General features: G+C 73.0%; 16 protein-coding genes. 8 read left to right on the top strand and 8 right to left on the bottom strand.

Features of this window, described 5'->3' with window-relative positions; all coding sequences use genetic code 11:
* Positions 1-13: 13 nt before the first annotated feature.
* Entirely contained in the window at positions 14-1,186 is a 1,173-nt protein-coding gene (locus KBY47_RS08335; RefSeq protein ID WP_210920323.1) for an FAD-dependent oxidoreductase, read from the bottom strand.
* 157 nt (positions 1,187-1,343) lie between these two features.
* Here KBY47_RS08335 and KBY47_RS08330 point away from each other — a divergent pair, with 157 nt between their 5' ends.
* Positions 1,344-2,051: a pentapeptide repeat-containing protein gene (locus tag KBY47_RS08330; protein WP_210920322.1), complete on the top strand. Its 708-nt coding sequence runs from the start codon at positions 1,344-1,346 to the stop codon at positions 2,049-2,051.
* A gap of 45 nt (positions 2,052-2,096) precedes the next feature.
* Here the strand turns inward: KBY47_RS08330 and KBY47_RS08325 are convergent, their stop codons facing one another.
* On the bottom strand, positions 2,097-2,597 hold the full coding sequence (locus tag KBY47_RS08325; RefSeq protein ID WP_210920321.1) for a hypothetical protein: 501 nt from the start codon (positions 2,595-2,597) through the stop codon (positions 2,097-2,099).
* 586 nt (positions 2,598-3,183) lie between these two features.
* Here KBY47_RS08325 and KBY47_RS08320 point away from each other — a divergent pair.
* The gene (locus KBY47_RS08320; RefSeq protein WP_210920320.1) at positions 3,184-4,632 is read left to right on the top strand and encodes a M1 family metallopeptidase; all 1,449 of its coding nucleotides are present in this window, start codon (positions 3,184-3,186) and stop codon (positions 4,630-4,632) included.
* Here KBY47_RS08320 and KBY47_RS08315 read toward each other — a convergent pair.
* Both KBY47_RS08315 and KBY47_RS08310 read right to left on the bottom strand, forming a co-directional pair.
* Positions 4,626-5,171, bottom strand: coding sequence for an N-acetyltransferase (locus KBY47_RS08315; protein ID WP_210920319.1), 546 nt, complete (start codon positions 5,169-5,171; stop codon positions 4,626-4,628). The two genes, KBY47_RS08320 and KBY47_RS08315, sit on opposite strands and share 7 nt — an antisense overlap.
* Positions 5,172-5,390: 219 nt before the next feature.
* Positions 5,391-5,966, bottom strand: coding sequence for a TerD family protein (locus KBY47_RS08310; RefSeq protein WP_210920318.1), 576 nt, complete (start codon positions 5,964-5,966; stop codon positions 5,391-5,393).
* Positions 5,967-6,162: 196 nt separating this feature from the next.
* Between KBY47_RS08310 and arfB the strand changes: the two genes are divergently transcribed.
* Positions 6,163-6,600, top strand: coding sequence for an alternative ribosome rescue aminoacyl-tRNA hydrolase ArfB (arfB, locus tag KBY47_RS08305; protein WP_210920317.1), 438 nt, complete (start codon positions 6,163-6,165; stop codon positions 6,598-6,600).
* Positions 6,601-6,616: 16 nt separating this feature from the next.
* Here arfB and KBY47_RS08300 read toward each other — a convergent pair whose 3' ends face one another.
* Positions 6,617-7,210 (bottom strand): flavin reductase family protein, encoded by a 594-nt coding sequence (locus tag KBY47_RS08300; protein ID WP_210920316.1) that lies wholly within the window; start codon positions 7,208-7,210, stop codon positions 6,617-6,619.
* A gap of 335 nt (positions 7,211-7,545) precedes the next feature.
* On the opposite strand from KBY47_RS08300, the gene cdgB reads away from it, so the two are divergent.
* The gene (cdgB, locus tag KBY47_RS08295) at positions 7,546-9,192 is read left to right on the top strand and encodes a diguanylate cyclase CdgB (RefSeq protein WP_210920315.1); all 1,647 of its coding nucleotides are present in this window, start codon (positions 7,546-7,548) and stop codon (positions 9,190-9,192) included.
* A 118-nt stretch (positions 9,193-9,310) separates the two neighbouring features.
* On the top strand, positions 9,311-10,264 hold the full coding sequence (locus tag KBY47_RS08290) for a carbohydrate-binding protein (protein ID WP_210920314.1): 954 nt from the start codon (positions 9,311-9,313) through the stop codon (positions 10,262-10,264).
* Positions 10,265-10,285: 21 nt separating this feature from the next.
* Here KBY47_RS08290 and KBY47_RS08285 read toward each other — a convergent pair whose 3' ends face one another.
* The 3 genes from KBY47_RS08285 to KBY47_RS08275 all read right to left on the bottom strand — a co-directional run bounded on the left by KBY47_RS08285 (position 10,286) and on the right by KBY47_RS08275 (position 13,473).
* Positions 10,286-11,215, bottom strand: coding sequence for a 1-phosphofructokinase family hexose kinase (locus KBY47_RS08285; protein WP_210920313.1), 930 nt, complete (start codon positions 11,213-11,215; stop codon positions 10,286-10,288).
* 99 nt (positions 11,216-11,314) lie between these two features.
* On the bottom strand, positions 11,315-12,532 hold the full coding sequence (gene nagA / locus KBY47_RS08280) for an N-acetylglucosamine-6-phosphate deacetylase (protein ID WP_210920312.1): 1,218 nt from the start codon (positions 12,530-12,532) through the stop codon (positions 11,315-11,317).
* Positions 12,532-13,473, bottom strand: coding sequence for an ROK family protein (locus KBY47_RS08275; RefSeq protein WP_210920311.1), 942 nt, complete (start codon positions 13,471-13,473; stop codon positions 12,532-12,534). Before KBY47_RS08275 ends, nagA begins: the two co-directional genes overlap by 1 nt.
* 195 nt (positions 13,474-13,668) lie before the next feature.
* On the opposite strand from KBY47_RS08275, the gene KBY47_RS08270 reads away from it, so the two are divergent.
* Genes KBY47_RS08270 through otsB form a run of 3 tightly spaced genes read left to right on the top strand, consistent with a single transcriptional unit; the run spans position 13,669 to position 16,038 of the window.
* Positions 13,669-14,910, top strand: coding sequence for an extracellular solute-binding protein (locus KBY47_RS08270; protein WP_308405083.1), 1,242 nt, complete (start codon positions 13,669-13,671; stop codon positions 14,908-14,910).
* 17 nt (positions 14,911-14,927) lie between these two features.
* On the top strand, positions 14,928-15,164 hold the full coding sequence (locus KBY47_RS08265; RefSeq protein WP_210920309.1) for a DUF3263 domain-containing protein: 237 nt from the start codon (positions 14,928-14,930) through the stop codon (positions 15,162-15,164).
* A 19-nt stretch (positions 15,165-15,183) separates the two neighbouring features.
* Positions 15,184-16,038 carry a trehalose-phosphatase gene (gene otsB, locus KBY47_RS08260; protein WP_210920308.1) on the top strand — a complete coding sequence of 285 codons (855 nt, stop codon included), beginning with the start codon at positions 15,184-15,186 and terminating at the stop codon, positions 16,036-16,038.
* Positions 16,039-16,057: the final 19 nt, after the last annotated feature.

The following is a 16,057-nucleotide window of genomic DNA, read 5'->3' as shown; positions in this document are numbered from 1 at the left end:
CCACCCTTCAACCTCAAGCATGCTTGAGGTCAAGTGCCTGTCGGCCGTGCCTGCCCAGCGCCAGCGACACCGCCGTCAGCGCGCTGTTGAAGGACACCTCGGACAGCACACCCGGCGCGGCGACCTGGTCCCCCGCCAGATAGACACCGTCGCCGCGGTCCACCGCGGGCCGGTCACGCCAGCTCGTGCCGGGCAGGTCGACGGCGCCCGTACGGCCGTTCGCGAGGGCCTCACCGCGCCAGGTGACGCGCTCCCGCCAGCCCTCGAAGGCCAGGTCCAGCAACTGCTCGGCACGCGCCACACCGTCCGCGCGGGACTCGTGCGGGGCGACCGGCACCTGCCCCTGGATCAACTGTTCCCCGGCCGGGGCGAGCGTGCGGTCCTGCGCCGTGAACCGCTCCAGCCACCCCGGCGCGTCCAGATCGGACACCGCGAACGCGTCCCCGCGCCGCGTGTGTACGGCGATGTCGACGAGCGCGGTACGGCCGCTCGGCCAGGTCAGACTGTCGTCGCGGAGGAGGCGCCGGGCCGCGTCGAGGGAGGTGGCGACGATGACCGGCCCGCCGCCCACCGGCACCGAGTCCACCCGCGACAGCGTCTCCACCCGCACTCCGAGGTTCCAGGCCCGCGCCGCCATCCGGTCGATCACGCTTCCCCAGCCGCCGCGCGGGTAGTGCGCCTCCGGCGGCAGCTTGGTGGCCCGCCGCAGCCGCTCCTGCACGAACGCCGCGGACAACGACCCCGGGTCGTGGTGGAAGAGCGCGACCGCCGAGTAGTGGGCCGCCGCCCGCGCGCCCTCCTCACCGGCCTGCTCGGTCGCCCAGGTCAGGAAGTCCATGTCCACGGGGGCCTGCCGGGCCGTACGGCGCAGCAGCCTCAGCATCGAGAACGGCGGGGTGCGCCGCAGCACGCCCTTGTGGCGCAGCCGCAGCCGGGCCGCCTCCAGCGCCGGGAGAGGGGCCAGCGGGCCGATGAGGTCACGCCGTTGCAGCCAGGTCCAGTGCGGGCCGCCGTTGTAGAGGGCGTGCGGGCCCTGGTTGGTCCGGTACGGGGCGTCGGCGGTCCGGGCCCGCCCGCCCAGGGTGTGGTGCGCCTCGTGGACGGTGACCTGGGCGCCCGCCTCGGCGGCGGTGATGGCCGCGGTGAGACCGGCGAATCCGCCGCCGACAACGGTGATGCGGTGCATGGCTGGACTCCCTCGGATCGGGTATCGCCTGCGGGTCTTTCGCTGGGCCTTCGACCACTACGACTGTGTGGGGTGGCCAAATGTGACATCGGGCCCGAGGCGCGGGGCATTCGCGCAGGTCGGGGGCGTTGTCAGTGGTGGGGTGCAGCATGGGGGCATGGTGCGGCGAGGCAGGCGGGAAGGCGGACGAGCGGCGGGCGAAGGGGGGTACGGCGGTCAGGGGGCGCGGCGGCCGGAGGTGCGGCTGCCGGTGCTGGAGCGGTGGCCGGGGGGCGAGCTGGAGCCGGACGGCGACTACGACGGGCTGGAGTTCACGGAGGCCGACCTCGGGAGTCAGGACGGCGGCGGCGCCCGCTTCATGGACTGCGCGCTGACCGGCTGCGCCCTGGACGAGACCCGGCTGCGGCGCGCCCGGCTCCTGGACACCCGGATCAGCGCCCCGCGCGGCGTCGGCACCGACCTCGCCGAGGCCACCCTGCGGGACGTGGAGGTGCTGGACGCCCGGTTGGGCGGGGTGCGGTTGCACGGGGCGGTGCTGGAGCGGGTGCTGGTCCGGGGCGGCAAGCTCGACTTCGTGAACCTGCGGGGCGCCCGGCTGAGAGACGTCGTCTTCGAGTCCTGCGTCCTGGTGGAGCCGGACTTCGGGGGCGCGCGGCTGGAGCGGGTCGAGTTCGTCGACTGCGCGGTGCGGGCGGCGGACCTCACCGCGGCGACGCTGGTGGACGTGGACCTGCGGGGCGCGGCCGAGCTGGAGATCGAGCGGGGGGTGGAGCGGCTGGCGGGGGCGGTGATCAGTCCGGGCCAGCTGGTGGAGCTGGCGCCGGTGCTGGCGGGGGCGCTGGGGATCAGGGTGGAGGGGGAATAAGGAGTGGGGCCCTGGGGAGGGGCCGCGGCAGTGGGGGCGGGCCGGTCAGGGCAGCCGGGGGAAGCGGGCCTGGAGGGTCCAGACGGCCGGGTTCTCCGCGAGGTCCTCGTGCATGTCGGCCAGGTCGGCGATCAGGTCGTGCAGGAAGTCGCGGGCCTCGCGGCGCAGTTCGGTGTGGGAGAAGGTGAGCGGGGGCTCCTCGGCGGGCATCCAGTCCGCCTCGACGTCCACCCAGCCGAAGCGGCGCTCGAACAGCATCCGGTCCGTGGACTCGGTGAAGTCCAGCTCCGCCCGCTGCGGCTTCGCGGCGCGCGAGCCCAGCGGGTCCCGGTCCAGCCGCTCGGCGATGTCGCACAGCGCCCAGGCGAAGTCGAGCACCGGCACCCATCCCCAGGCTGTGGACAGTTCCCGGTCCGACTCGGTGTCCGCGAGATAGACGTCCCCGCAGAACAGGTCGTGGCGCAGGGCGTGGACGTCCGCGCGCCGGTAGTCGGTCTGCGGGGGGTCGGGGAAGCGGGGGGAGAGGGCGTAGCCGATGTCGAGCACGGGGTGATGGTGTCACGTGACGCGGGCCCGACCACGCCCGGCACCGGCCTCGCTCGCGCGCGGCGGTGGGCCAGCGGCCGGGGGCGGTACCGGCCGGCCTCGCGTGCGCCGGTGGGCCGGCCAGGGGCGTCAGGGGGTACCGGTCTCGGTCAGGGCCGGTGCCGGTTGCACTCGCCCACGCCGCTGGCCCCGGCCACGATCGGCACGGTCTCCCTCGCGCGGGCCGGGCTGCCCGGTCAGGGGTGGTAGTGGCATCTCTCGACCGTGGACGGGTCCGGTCAGGGGTGGTAGTGGCATCCCTCGACCGTGGACGGGTCCGGTCAGGGGCGGTAGTGGCATCCCTCGACCGTGGACGGGTCCGGTCAGGGGCGGTAGTGGCATCCCCCGACCGTGCACGGGTCCCGTCAGGGGCGGTACCGGCACCCCCCGCGCGCCGCTCGGTCCGGCCACCATCGGCACCGGTCTCCCCCGCGTGTGCCGCTGGACCCGGTCAAGGTCGGTTCCGGTCTTGGTCAGGGCCGGCTCCGGTCTCGGTCAGGGGCGGTGTCGGGCTTCCTCGCCCCCGCCCGCCTCATAGGCTCAGGGCGTGCGCACTCCCCGGCCCCGACCGCTTCCCGGCAACACCGGCGCCGGTGTTGCCGTCGGTGTCGCCGCTGCTCTCGTTCTCGGCGCGTGCGGAGCCGGCGGTGTCTCCGGTACCCCCGGTGACGACGGCCTGGGTGACCCGTACTTCCCCAGGGCGGGCAACGGCGGCTACGACGTCACCCACTACGCGCTGACCCTCGCCTACACCCCAGCCGACCGCCACCTCGCCGGCACCGCGACCCTCACCGCCCGCGCCACCCAGGACCTGTCCGCCCTCAACCTCGACCTGGCGGGCCTGGACGTGGAGTCCGTCACCGTCGACCGCCGCGCCGCCCGCTGGAACCGCGCGGGCCACGAACTGACGGTCCGCCCGCGCGACGACCTCGACGAGGGCACCGTGTTCCGGCTGACGGTCCGCTACCAGGGCACCCCGGTCACCCTCACCGACCCGGACGGCTCCGAGGAGGGCTGGCTGCCCACCGAGGACGGCGCCCTCGCGCTCGGGCAGCCGACGGGTTCGATGACGTGGTTCCCCGGCAACCACCACCCCGCGGACAAGGCGTCGTACGACATCACCGTCACCGTGCCGCGGGGCCTGAAGGCCGTCTCCAACGGCGAGCTGACGCGCGAGCCGACGACCCGTGGCGACCGCACGACGTTCGCCTGGCGCGCCACCGAGCCGATGTCCAGCCACGCGGCGACGGTCGCGATCGGCCGTTACGACATCGGCCGTACCGTCGCCGGGGGCGGCCTGCCCGTGTACACCGCCGTGGACCCGGACCAGGCCGACGCCAGCCGTGACGTCCTCTCCCGCATCCCCGACGTCCTCGCCTGGGCGGAGCGGAACTTCGGCCCGTACCCCTTCTCCTCCGCCGGGGCGATCGTCGAACGGCCCGACGACGCCGGGTACGCCCTGGAGACCCAGAACCGGCCGGTCTTCCCAGGCGCCCCCGACACCGCGCTCCTCGTGCACGAGCTGGCCCACCAGTGGTACGGCGACTCCGTCACCCCGAGGACCTGGCGGGACATGTGGCTGAGCGAGGGCTTCGCCACCTACGCGGAGTGGCTGTGGCGCGAGGACCACGGCGGCGAGACCGCCCAGCAGACCTTCGACGCGCTCCACACGGCCGGTTCCGCGTCCTCGGGGAGCGGCACGGACGACGCCGAGGACCTGTGGTCCTTCCCGCCCGCCGACCCGCCCGACGCCGCGCACATCTCCGGCCGCCCCGTCTACGACCGGGCCGCCATGACCCTGCACCGGATCCGCCAGGCCCTCGGCGACGACGCGGCCTTCCGTGTCCTCCTGCGGGACTGGGCCGCCGCCCGCCGGTACGGCAACGCCGACACGCACGACTTCACGACGTGGGTCGAACGCCGTTACCCGGCCACCGACTTCGCCCCGATCTGGCGGGACTGGCTGTACGGCGACGGGAGACCGGACGATCAGTGAGCCGCGGGCTCCGCAGGTGGCAGCGCCCTGCGGAGCACCGCGCACGGGCGGCCCAGCCGGCGGTCGGCGCGGTGGTCGACCACCTCGTAGCCGAGGGCGGTCCAGAAGGCGAGGGCGCGGGGGTTGTCGTCCAGCACGGCCAGCCGTACGCCGTCACGGCCCGCGGCGCGGAAGCGGTCCTCGACCAGCGCCGCCAACTGCCGCCCGTACCCCTGTCGGTGCACGGCCGGGTCCACCATGAGCAGCCCGATCCACGGGTCCGGGTCGGCGGGGTCCGGGTGGCGGGCGAGGGTGACGGCGATCCCGACGAGCCGCCCCGCGCTGCGGGCCAGCAGTACCTCCGTGTCCGGGTTCGCCAACTCGTCCGCGAGCGCCCTGGCCACCTGCTCCGGCCGGATGTCGTCCGGGTCCGGGAAGTCGCCGCTGAGGGCGTGGAAGTCGCGGTTGGCGGCGTACAGCGCGGTGAGTTCGGTGAGCAGGGGACCCGGGAGGTCCCGGCCGTCGGGGTCGGCGGAGCCCTTGAGCACGTCGAGGATCATGCGGGCAACCTATGCCTGCCGGGGGGACGGGCCGGGACCCGAGCCCGCCCGATCGTGCCGCGACCCGCGACCCGCGACCCGCGACCCGCGACCCGCGACCCGCGACCCGCGACCCGCGCCCCGCGACCCGCGACCGCGACCGCGACCCGGAACCCGGTCATGGGACGGGCCCCCGACGCCTGCTGGGTCGGGGGCCCGGCCGAGGGTGGTGCGTGTCCGTCAGACGTTCACACCGAAGTCCTGGGCGATGCCCGTGAGGCCCGAGGCGTAGCCCTGGCCGACGGCGCGGAACTTCCACTCGGCGCCGTTGCGGTACAGCTCGCCGAAGACCATGGCCGTCTCCGTCGCCGCGTCCTCCGAGAGGTCGTAGCGGGCGATCTCGGTGCCGCCCGCCTGGTTGACGATGCGGATGTAGGCGTTGCGGACCTGGCCGAAGTTCTGCGAGCGGCTCTCGGCGTCGTAGATGGAGACCGGGAAGACGATCTTGTCGACGTCGGCCGGGAGGGCCGCCAGGTTGACGTTGATCGCCTCGTCGTCGCCCTCGCCCTCGCCGGTGCGGTTGTCACCGGTGTGGACGATGGTGTTGTCCGGGGTCTGCTTGTTGTTGAAGAAGACGAAGTGGGCGTCGGAGTAGACCTTGCCCTGGGGGTTGACCGCGATGGCCGACGCGTCCAGGTCGAAGTCCGTGCCCGTGGTGGTGCGGACGTCCCAGCCGAGGCCGACGGTGACGGCGGTCAGGCCCGGAGCCTCCTTGGTGAGCGAGACGTTGCCACCCTTGGACAGGCTTACAGCCATGGTTTGGGAGTCCCTTCCCTCGGTTTTGTACGCGGTTGTACGGAGCCGTGGTGTACGGCCACGAAGCTACAGCTACCCGTAAGAACGCCGTGCGGGGTGCCACAAGTTCCGGGTGTCTTTACTTTCTTTGCCGAACTTCACCGCCGACGGACCCGATCCGATATTGGGGTGACGTGGACCGGACAGAGCGGGGAACATGGTCGGCATGTCCGGTCCTCACCTCATCCGTGGCTCCGTCTCCCTGCCCGAGGCCGAGCTGATGTGGCGTTTCTCGCGCTCCTCGGGACCCGGCGGACAGCACGTCAACACCACCGACTCGCAGGTCGAGCTGCGTTTCGACCTCGCCCGCACCGAGGCCCTCCCCGAGGTCTGGAAGGAGCGGGCCCTGCAAAGGCTCTCCGGGCGGCTCGTCGACGGGGTCGTCACCGTCCGCGCCTCCGAGCACCGGTCCCAGTGGCGCAACCGCGAGGCCGCCGCCGTACGCCTGGCCGCCCTGCTCGCCGAGGCCACCGCGCCGCCGCCCAAGCCCCGCAGGCCCACCCGCATCCCGCGCGGCATCAACGAGCGGCGGCTGCGGGAGAAGAAACAGCGCTCCCAGACCAAGCGGGGACGCTCGGGGCGCGACTGGGGGTAGGCGGGGTCCGGGCGGCTCAGCCCAACTGCCGGTAACGGCCCTTGAAGTACGTCAGCGGGCCGCCGTCCGCGCTGCGCACCTCCGCCGTGAGGACCCGGCCGACGACGAGGGTGTGGTCCCCGGCGGCCACGCGCTGCTCGGTGCGGCACTCCAGGGTGGCCAGCGCACCGCCGACCAGGGGGGCGCCGGTCACCTCGCCGCGGACGTACGGGATGTCCTCGAAGAGGAGGCGGTCGCTGATGCGGCCCTTCATCGCGAAGCGGCCCGCGATGTGCCGCTGGCTCTCGGAAAGGACGGAGACCGCCCACTGCGGCTGCTCGGTGAGCAGGTCGTCCATGCGGGAGCCGTCGCGCAGGCTCACCAGGACCAGGGGCGGGTCGAGGGAGACGGACATGAAGGCGGTGGCGGTCATGCCGACGTCCTCGCCACCCGGTGCCAGCGGGTCGTCGGGGTCCAGCGGCGGCTCCTTCGCGGTGACCAGCACCACGCCCGAGGCCAGCCGGGACATGGCGGCCCGGAACTCGTCGTTGCTCACCCCCTCAGCATGCCCGGCGGCACCTGCCTGGGCGGGGACGGTCAGGGCGGCGGTGGGGAGAGGATGGTTCGGCACGCCCCGCACGCTAGTCTCCGGTGGGGGTGCCCCACATCGGGCCCTGGTCCGAGGATGCTCCTGGGCGGATGGTCCTAGGACCAGCGAACTGGTCCCGGGGGCGGACGAGGTGGGGCGACAAAGAAACGAAAGCCCACGCAATTGATTACGTTCTGCTGTGACATGAGTCACAAGGGGCACTAATTGTTGACCCTGTGTACCGAGTGGGCAGCGCGCTGTGATTCAGTGGCGGGGAAGCTGTAAGGACACCGTCCGGAAATAGGTGCCGTGGACCAGGCGCCGATGACAACCCTTTGATTTCTGATTCGCTGCGAGGTCTCGGGGGGAGGGCGAGCATGGAGACCGAGTCGGAGCCGTACGTCCAGCTTGCGTCCCTGCGACAGCTGCACCAGGTCATGGCCGACATGAACGCGGCCCGCAGCCTGGCCGACACCTTGCAGACGGTCGCGGACGGCGTCGTCAGCGCGCTGGGCTACGAACTGGCCTGCGTCAACCTCGTCCGAGGCGACGGCGACCTCGTCGTCGCCGCCTTCTCCGGCAACCCCGCGGCCGAGGCCCTGATCACCGGCCGGGTCGGCTCCCGCGAGTCCTGGGAACGACGCCTCGGCATGGGCGAACAGTGGGGCAACCTGATCTTCATACCGCACACCGAGGGCTGGATCCTCGACGACGACGACGTCCCGCAGTGGTACACCGACGGCCCCGCCCCCCGCTTCGAGGACGAGTGGCACCCCTCCGACCGCCTCTTCGCGCCGATGTACGGCGGCCCCGGCGGCGAACTCATCGGCGTGATCTCCGTCGACCGGCCGCGCAACGGCCGCAGGCCCGGCGCCTGGGGGCGCGAGGCGCTCCAGATGTACGCCTTCCAGGCGGGCATCGCCATCAGCAACGCGCGTCTACGCGCGAACATGCAGCGCGCCCTGGTCCGCCTGGAGCGCGAGCAGCAGGCGCTGCGGGCCAGCGAGGAGAGCTTCCGGCAGGCCTTCGAGTACGCCCCCTCCGGCATGGCCATCGCCGAGATGGGCGGCGACCAGCACGGCCGCATCCTGCGCACCAACGACGCCCTGTGCCGCCTGCTCGGCCGCCCCGCCTCCGCGATGCGCCGCTACTCCTTCTCCGACCTCGTCCACCCCGAGGACATAGGCACCCTGCTGCGGACCTCCGCCGAGGGTGGCCGCGCCGAGCTGCGCCTGGGCCGCCGGGACGGCTCGTACGTCTGGGTCTCGCTGCGCAACAGCGTCGTCGCGGACGCCGCCGACGGCCCCCGCTTCCTGCTCACCCACGTCGAGGACATCGAGGAACGCAAGCGCCGCGAGCTACAGCTCGCCCACCGCGCCTCCCACGACTCCCTCACCGGCCTGCCGAACTCCGCCGAGCTGCGCGCCCGGCTCTCCGCCCGGGTGTGCCAGCAGCGCCCGCAGACCGCGCACGGCGGCGTCCTGGAGACCCTCGACGCCTACGGCCCCACGGTCTCCTACGAGAACGACTTCGGCTTCCGCCCGGACGGCGCCCTCGCCGACGCCTACGACGCCTACGACCACCATGTGCACACCATCGCCCCCGAGGGCGACCGCGACGACGGCACCAAGGGCCTCGCGGTGCTCTTCTGCGACCTCGACGGCTTCAAGTCGATCAACGACCGGTTCGGGCACAACGCGGGCGACGCGGTCCTCATCGAGGTCGCCCGGCGGCTCAGCAACGGCGTCCGGGACGGCGACACCGTGGCCCGGCTCGGCGGTGACGAGTTCGTCATCCTCGCCGACGGCCTCGGCCGCGCCGACGCCCAGGACCTCGCCGTACGCCTGCGCAACGAGATCATCCAGCCGATCCGCGCCGAAGGACGGGCCGTCCGGGTCGGCGCCAGTTTCGGCATCGGGTGGGCGCACTGCGGCATGACCGCCGACGAAGTGCTGAAATCCGCTGACGAACGTATGTACGTCGAGAAACGGTCTCGTCCCAAACAGCACAGACGTGCCGGATGACACGCAGGTCAGCACGCTGATGCGGTCCGAGTCACCCGTTTGGGCCAGCAAGAGCGGGTAGGCTCGCCATCCTCACCACACGTACCGCATCCGCCCCGCACCTGAGGAGTACGAAGGGATGACGCCCGGCAACAACGGCGCGAGCACGCCTGAGGACGACGACCCGTTCGGCTACCTCTACGCCGACGGTCAGGCCAACGGCGCCCAGCCGCCCTCCGGCGGCTACGGCTACCCCAACTCCGTCAGCCGGGTCAGAGCGGTCGGCGAGCGGCAGTACGGCCAGCAGCCGCCCGCCGCGCCCCCCGGCCACGGCCAGGTGCCCCCGCAGCAGGGGCCCTACGGTCAGCCGAACGCGCGCTACGCCGCCCCCGAGACGTTCCCCGGCGGCGCCCCCACGGCCCAGCAGGCGAGCACCGGCACCGGCGGTCGCGGTGGCGGCCGAGGCGGCCGGGGGCCCAACACCAAGGGCCTGCTGATCGGTGCCGTGGCGGTGGTCGCCGCGGTCGTCATCGGCATCGGAGTGGCCATGCTCGGCGGCGACGACGGCGACGACGACGGCAACACCGACAACCAGGCCGGGCCGACCGCGACCCAGTCCCAGAGCAGCGAGCCCTCCGCGTCCAGCAGCGCGACCGACGACGCGGAGAAGGCCGAACTCCCGGCGATCGACGCCAAGGCCCTCCGCCTCAGCGACGGCATGTCCACGGCCTCGGACGTGGAGGGCGCGCAGGCCGACGGCGGTGTCTATGTCACCGGTTTCAACCAGGTCGGAGCCAAAGTCACCTGGACCATCAACGGGATCGAGGAAGCCGGTACCTACCGGCTCGACGTGCGCTACGGCATCCCCGGCAAGGACGCCGACGCGACCCTCCTGGTCAACGGCAAGGACACCACCCGCCCGCTGAACATGAAGAACTTCGGCGGCACCCCTGAGGGCGACTGGGAACGGGGCTGGCAGACCACCTGGGCCACCGTCAACCTCACCAAGGGCACGAACACCATCGAGCTGGCCTGCAATGAGGGCAACAAGTGCGATGTCGTGTTCGACCAGCTGGCCATCAGCGAAGGCTAGAAGACGCCCTCGCCCTGCGGGTTACGCCGCCGTCGCGTCCGGGGTGACCGTGACACGGGGGAGTAGGTCCTCGTAGACACAGCGGTCGAACTCCCCCGCCGTGCGGCAGCGGACCGTCGCCGCGGAGAGGGCGGTCGCGCGGGTCAGGCGGTCGGGCCACGGGAGGCGCTCGACCAGCGCCGACACCAGGCCCGCGACCGCCGAGTCGCCGGCGCCCGTCGGGTTGCCGGGCAGGGGCGTGGGCGGGGCCGCGTGCCACAGGCCCTCCGGGGTCAGCGCCAGCAGGCCGTCCGCGCCCAGGGAGGAGACGACCGCGCGGGCGCCCCGGCGCCGGGCGTCCTGGGTGGCCCGCAGCGGTTCGTGGGAGCCCGTCAGCTCGGCCAGCTCGTCCGCGTTCGGCTTGACGATGTCGGGGCGGGCCGCGATACCGCGGCGCAGCGGCTCCCCACCGGTGTCCAGGAGCACGGGCACGTTCGCGGCGCGCGCCGTGCGGACCAGACCGGCGTACGCGCCCACGGGCACGCCCGGCGGCAGACTGCCGCACAGGGCCACCGCGGCGGCGGGCCGCAGCAGATCCTCGTAGGCCTCCTGGAAGGCCGACCACTCGGCGGGCGTGACGGCGGGGCCCGGTTCGTTGAGGAGCGTGGCCCCGCCCGGCACGTCGTCGACGACCGTGACCGTACGGCGGGTCGGCCCGCCGATCGGGACCAGCGCGTCGGTGATGCCGGGGACGGCGGTGAGCCCGTCCCGCACGGCCCGGCCGGTGCCGCCGCCGGCGAAGCCCGTGACCGTCACCTCGTGGCCGAGCGCGGCCAGCACCCGGGCCACGTTGACACCCTTGCCGCCGGGCCGCTCCACGACGTCGGTGACCCGGTGGGCGGTGCCCGGGCGCAGGGATCGTACGCGGTACGTGATGTCGAGAGCGGTGTTCAGTGTGACCGTGAGGATCACCGGGGCCGACCTCCCCCCATTGCCTGCGCTTGCGGTGTGTCCCGGGGACACGATCATGCCAAAGACACGGCGGTCGGCCCAGCCCTCGTGCCGGTTCCCCTACCGCACCGGGGGCTCCACCACCCAGGCGCCACGCCGCATCACGCCCTTGACATCGAAATCGGCGTCGAGGACGACCAGGTCGGCGTACTTGCCCGGTTCCAGGGAGCCGATGCTGTCCCACATGCCGAGCAGCCGGGCCGGGTTGGCGGACAGCGCGGCCACCGCGTCCTCGACCGGCAGCCGGTCGACCGTCACCGCCCGCTTGAAGGCACGGTCCAGGGTCAGCGTGGACCCGGCGATCGAACCGCCCTCGACGAGCCGGGCGACGCCGTCCTGGACCTCGACCTCCAGCGGGCCCAGCATGTAGCGGCCGTCGCCGAAACCGGCCGCGTCCATCGCGTCGGTGATGAACGCCACCCGGTCCGCGCCGGCGTGATGGAACGCCAGCTCCAGCGCGGCCGGGTGCAGATGGGTGCCGTCGTTGATCAGCTCGACGGTGACCCGCTCGTCCTCCAGGAGCGCCGCGATGGGGCCCGGGGCGCGGTGGCCCAGCGCGGGCATCGCGTTGAACAGGTGAGTGGCGACCGTCGCGCCCGCGTCGATCGCCTCGACGGTCTGCTCGTACGTCGCGTCCGTGTGGCCGACGGCCGCGATCACGCCGTGCTCGGCCAGCAGGCGTACGGAGTCGATGCCGCCCGGCAGTTCGGTGGCGAGCGTGACCATCTTGGCGTGGCCGCGCGCCGCGTCGATCAGCTTGCGGACGTCCGCCGGGTCGGGGTGGCGCAGCAGTTCCTCGGAGTGCGCGCCCTTGCGGCACGGGGAGATGAACGGTCCCTCGAAGTGGATGCCCGCGATGTCGCCCTGCTCGGCCAGCTCGGAGAGGAGTCCGGCGCGCTGGGCCAGGAAGTCCATGTCGCCGGTGACGGTCGAGGCGACGAGGGTGGTGGTGCCGTGCAGGCGGTGGGTCTCGATGCCCGTGAGGACCTCGTCCACCGTGCCGGAGGTGAAGGACGCGCCGCCGCCGCCGTGGTTGTGGATGTCGACGAAGCCGGGGACGACGTAGTGGTTCGATACGTCGATGACGTGGGCGTTCTCCTGGGCGGTACCGGTGATGCGGGTGCCCTCGACGACCACGTGGCCTGCGTCCACAACTCCCGTCGGGAGCACTACACGGGCGCCCTTGAGTACCAGCTGCGGGCCGGTGGGGGCTTGGCGCGCCCGCGCGGCGGAGGCCGCGGGTTCGACAGGGCCTCGCGCCCCTTGGGGGGTTGCCATCAGGTCGTTACCTCCGTGCGGTCGGTAGTGTCGAGGAGATCCCAGGCCAGCAGCCCGGCGCCGAGGCATCCCGCTGTGTCCCCCAGTGCCGCGGGGACGATCGACGGCGGTTTCTGGAAGGTGACGCGTTCCCGTACCGCGTCCCGCAGTGGTGTGAACAAGGTTTCCCCCGCCTCGGCGAGACCGCCACCGATGATCAGGGTGCGGGGGTCCAGCAGGGTGAGCGCGGTGATCAGGCCGTCGGCGAGGGTGGCGATCGCCCGGTCCCAGACGGTCCGTGCTCGCGGGTCGCCCGCCGCGACCGCCCTCGCGCAGTCCGCCGCGTCCACGTCACGGCCGGTCGCCGCGGACCATGCCTCGGACACCGCCGCCGCGGACGCGTACCGCTCCAGACAGCCGCGCTGCCCGCACGGGCACGGGGTGCCCTGCGGTCGTACGACGACATGGCCGATCTCGCCCGCGAAGCCGTGCGCGCCCGCCTCCACCCGGCCGTCCACGCCGATGGCGCCCGCGATGCCGGTGCCCAGCGCCACGAACAGGAAGCGGTCCGCGCCCCGGCCCGCCCCGATCCGGCCCTCGGCGAGACCGCCGGTGCGCACGTCGTGGCCGAGGGCGACCGGGATGCCGCCGAGGCGGTCGGCGAGCAGGTCGCGCAGGGGTACGTCGCGCCAGCCGAGGTTGGCGGAGTAGGCGGCGGTGCCGTGCGTCTCGTCGACGATGCCGGGGACGGCGACGCCCGCGGCGGCGGCCGGGGTGCCGTGGTGCGTCGTGCCGTGGGCGCGCAGTTCGGCGGCGAAGTCGAGGATGCCCTCGACGACCGCGTCCGGGCCGTGCTCGCGGCCGGTCGGGCGGCGGGCCTGGTGGAGCAGGGTGCCGTCCGGGCCGACGAGGGCGGCCTTCATGCCGGTGCCGCCCACATCGAGGGCGATGACGTGTTTCACGGGGGACAGTGTGGCCCGAGGACCCGGAAGAGGTCTAGTCCACTTACGTGGTGTAGACCTTGTGATCTGGTTTTCGAGAGGTGTAGACCTCGTTTCGAAAATCGGACACTGAGGATTCGGTGAGGGTTCGAGATGGTTTGGGACGGTACGGCAGTGCGGAGCAGTCGGGCGGGAATCGGTCGGGCGGTCGCGGGCGTGGGCGCGCTGGGTCTGGTGGTCGCGCTAGGGGGATGCGCGATCGGCGGCGGTTCCGGGGACGTGACGCTGAAGCTCGTCGCCGCCGACTACGGCGACAGCGCGGCCAACAGCTCCGAGAAGTACTGGGCCGAGGTCGTCGAGGAGTACGAGGCCGAGCATCCCGGCGTACGGATCGACGTCGACGTGTACTCGTGGAACGACGTCGACCGTGAGGTCAAGGAGATGGTCGAGGCCGGGAACGCGCCGGACATGGCGCAGATCGGCGCGTACGCGGACTACGCGGCGGATGGCTTGCTGTATCCGGCGGACGATCTGCTCTCCATCTCCGCCCAGGCCGACTTCGCCGCGCAGCTCGCCGACGCCGGGCGGGTGAGCGGGGTGCAGTACGGAATGCCGTTCGCCGCCTCGACGCGGCTGCTCTTCTACAACGAGGAGCTGTTCGACGAGGCCGGGATCTCGGCGCCGAGCAACTGGGAGGAGCTGGCCGCCGACGCCGCCGCGCTCAAGGCGATCGGGGTGAAGTACCCGTACGCCCTGCCGCTGGGGGCGGAGGAGGCGCAGGCCGAGACCATGCAGTGGCTGCTCAGCGGGGGTGGCGGGTACACCGACGAGACCGGGGCGTACTCGGTGGACTCGCCGGAGAACGTCGAGACGTTCACCTGGCTGCGGGACGAGCTGGTGGGGGAGGGGCTGACCGGGCCCGTCGCGCCGGGGAAGCTCAACCGGGCCGACGCGTTCGCGGCGTTCGCGGCGGGGGACGTGGGGATGCTGAACGGGCACCCCTCGCTGATGACGATGGCCGCGAAGAAGGGCGTGAAGTTCGGCATGGTGCCGATGCCCGGGGTGAACGGTCCCACCAAGGCGACCATGGGGGTCGCCGACTGGATGATGGCGTTCAAGCAGAACGGGCACGGGAGGGAGGTCGGGGAGTTCCTTGATTTCGTGTACAGCGAGAAGAACGTGCTGGCCTTCTCGCGGGAGTACGACCTGCTGCCCGTGACGAACTCCGCCTCCCAGACCATGGGCGGTGCCGAGGCCGACCAGGATCTGAAGCCGTTCCTGGAGGAACTGCCGCTGTCCGAGCTGTATCCCGTCGGGAAGACGTCCTGGGCGGCCGTGAGCGCGGATGTGAAGAAGCGGATCGGCGGGGCGGTGGGCTCCGGGGGGAGTCCGGCGGCCGTGCTCGGGGAGATCGCGGGGACGGCGGTGGCCGCGGAGGGGGCGGCTGCGGGGTCCTAGTCTGTACGGTGCCTGGCATGAGTGAGCAGGAACAGCTCGGGGCGCGGGAGCGGGACGTGCTCGCGCTGGAGCGACGGGGGTTCTCCGGGCCCGGGGCCAAGGAGCGGGCGATACGGGAGGAGCTGGGGCTGGCGCCGGTGCGCTACTACCAGCTGCTGAACGCGCTGCTCGACGATCCTCGGGCGCTGGCGCACGATCCGGTGACGGTCAATCGGCTGCGGCGGGTGCGGGAGGGGCGGCGCGGGGAGCGGTGACCTGGGTAGGGTCGCGCTTATGAGCGAACCGAGCGGATCTCTGCCCGTGCCGCGGACGCAGGCCGGGCGTGACGGTGTCGAGGCGCTTCTGGCGCGGCCGGGGCGGGCGGTGATCGCCCTCGACTTCGACGGGACGCTGGCGCCGATCGTGGCCGACCCCGAGGAGGCGCGGGCGCATTCCGATGTGGTGCCGGCGCTGGTGGCGCTGGCGCCGAAGGTGGCGGCGGTGGTGGTGATCACCGGGCGGCCTGCGGAGGTCGCGGTGCGGTACGGGGGGTTTGCGGGGGTTGCCGGGCTGGAGCGGCTGGTGGTGCTCGGGCACTACGGGGCCGAGCGGTGGGACGCGGGGAGCGGGAAGGTGACGGCGCCGCCCGCGGATGCGGGGGTGGAGGCGGTGCGGGGGGAGTTGCCCGGGGTGTTGACCGGGGTGGGGGTGGTCGTCGGCGAGGACGCGTGGATCGAGGAGAAGGGGCGGGCGGTGGCGGTCCATACGCGTCGGGCGGCCGATCCGCAGGCGACGTTCGAGGTGCTGCGTGCTCCGTTGGCGGAGCTGGCGTCCCGGCACGGGCTGGTGCTGGAGCCGGGGCGGATGGTGCTCGAGCTGCGGCCGGCGGGGGTGGACAAGGGGATGGCGCTGCTGGACTACGTCCACGAGACGGGAGCGGAGTCCGTCCTGTACGCGGGGGACGATCTGGGCGACCTGGCCGCGTTCGCCGCGGTGGGTCGGCTGCGTACCGAGGGCACGTTCGGTGTCCTGGTGTGCAGCACCGGCCCCGAGGACGTGCCCGCGCTGCGGGAACAGGCCGATTTGGTGGTCGACGGGCCCCGGGGCGTGGCCCGCCTCCTTTCCACCCTGGCGTCGGAGTCGGTCTGACGGCCCCATGCCTGCGGCG

Source organism: Streptomyces sp. B93 (assembly GCF_018070565.1).
Lineage (GTDB): Bacteria > Actinomycetota > Actinomycetes > Streptomycetales > Streptomycetaceae > Streptomyces.
The sequence above is the reverse complement of the archived record's forward strand: the minus strand, read 5'-3'. Positions and strand labels throughout refer to the sequence as shown.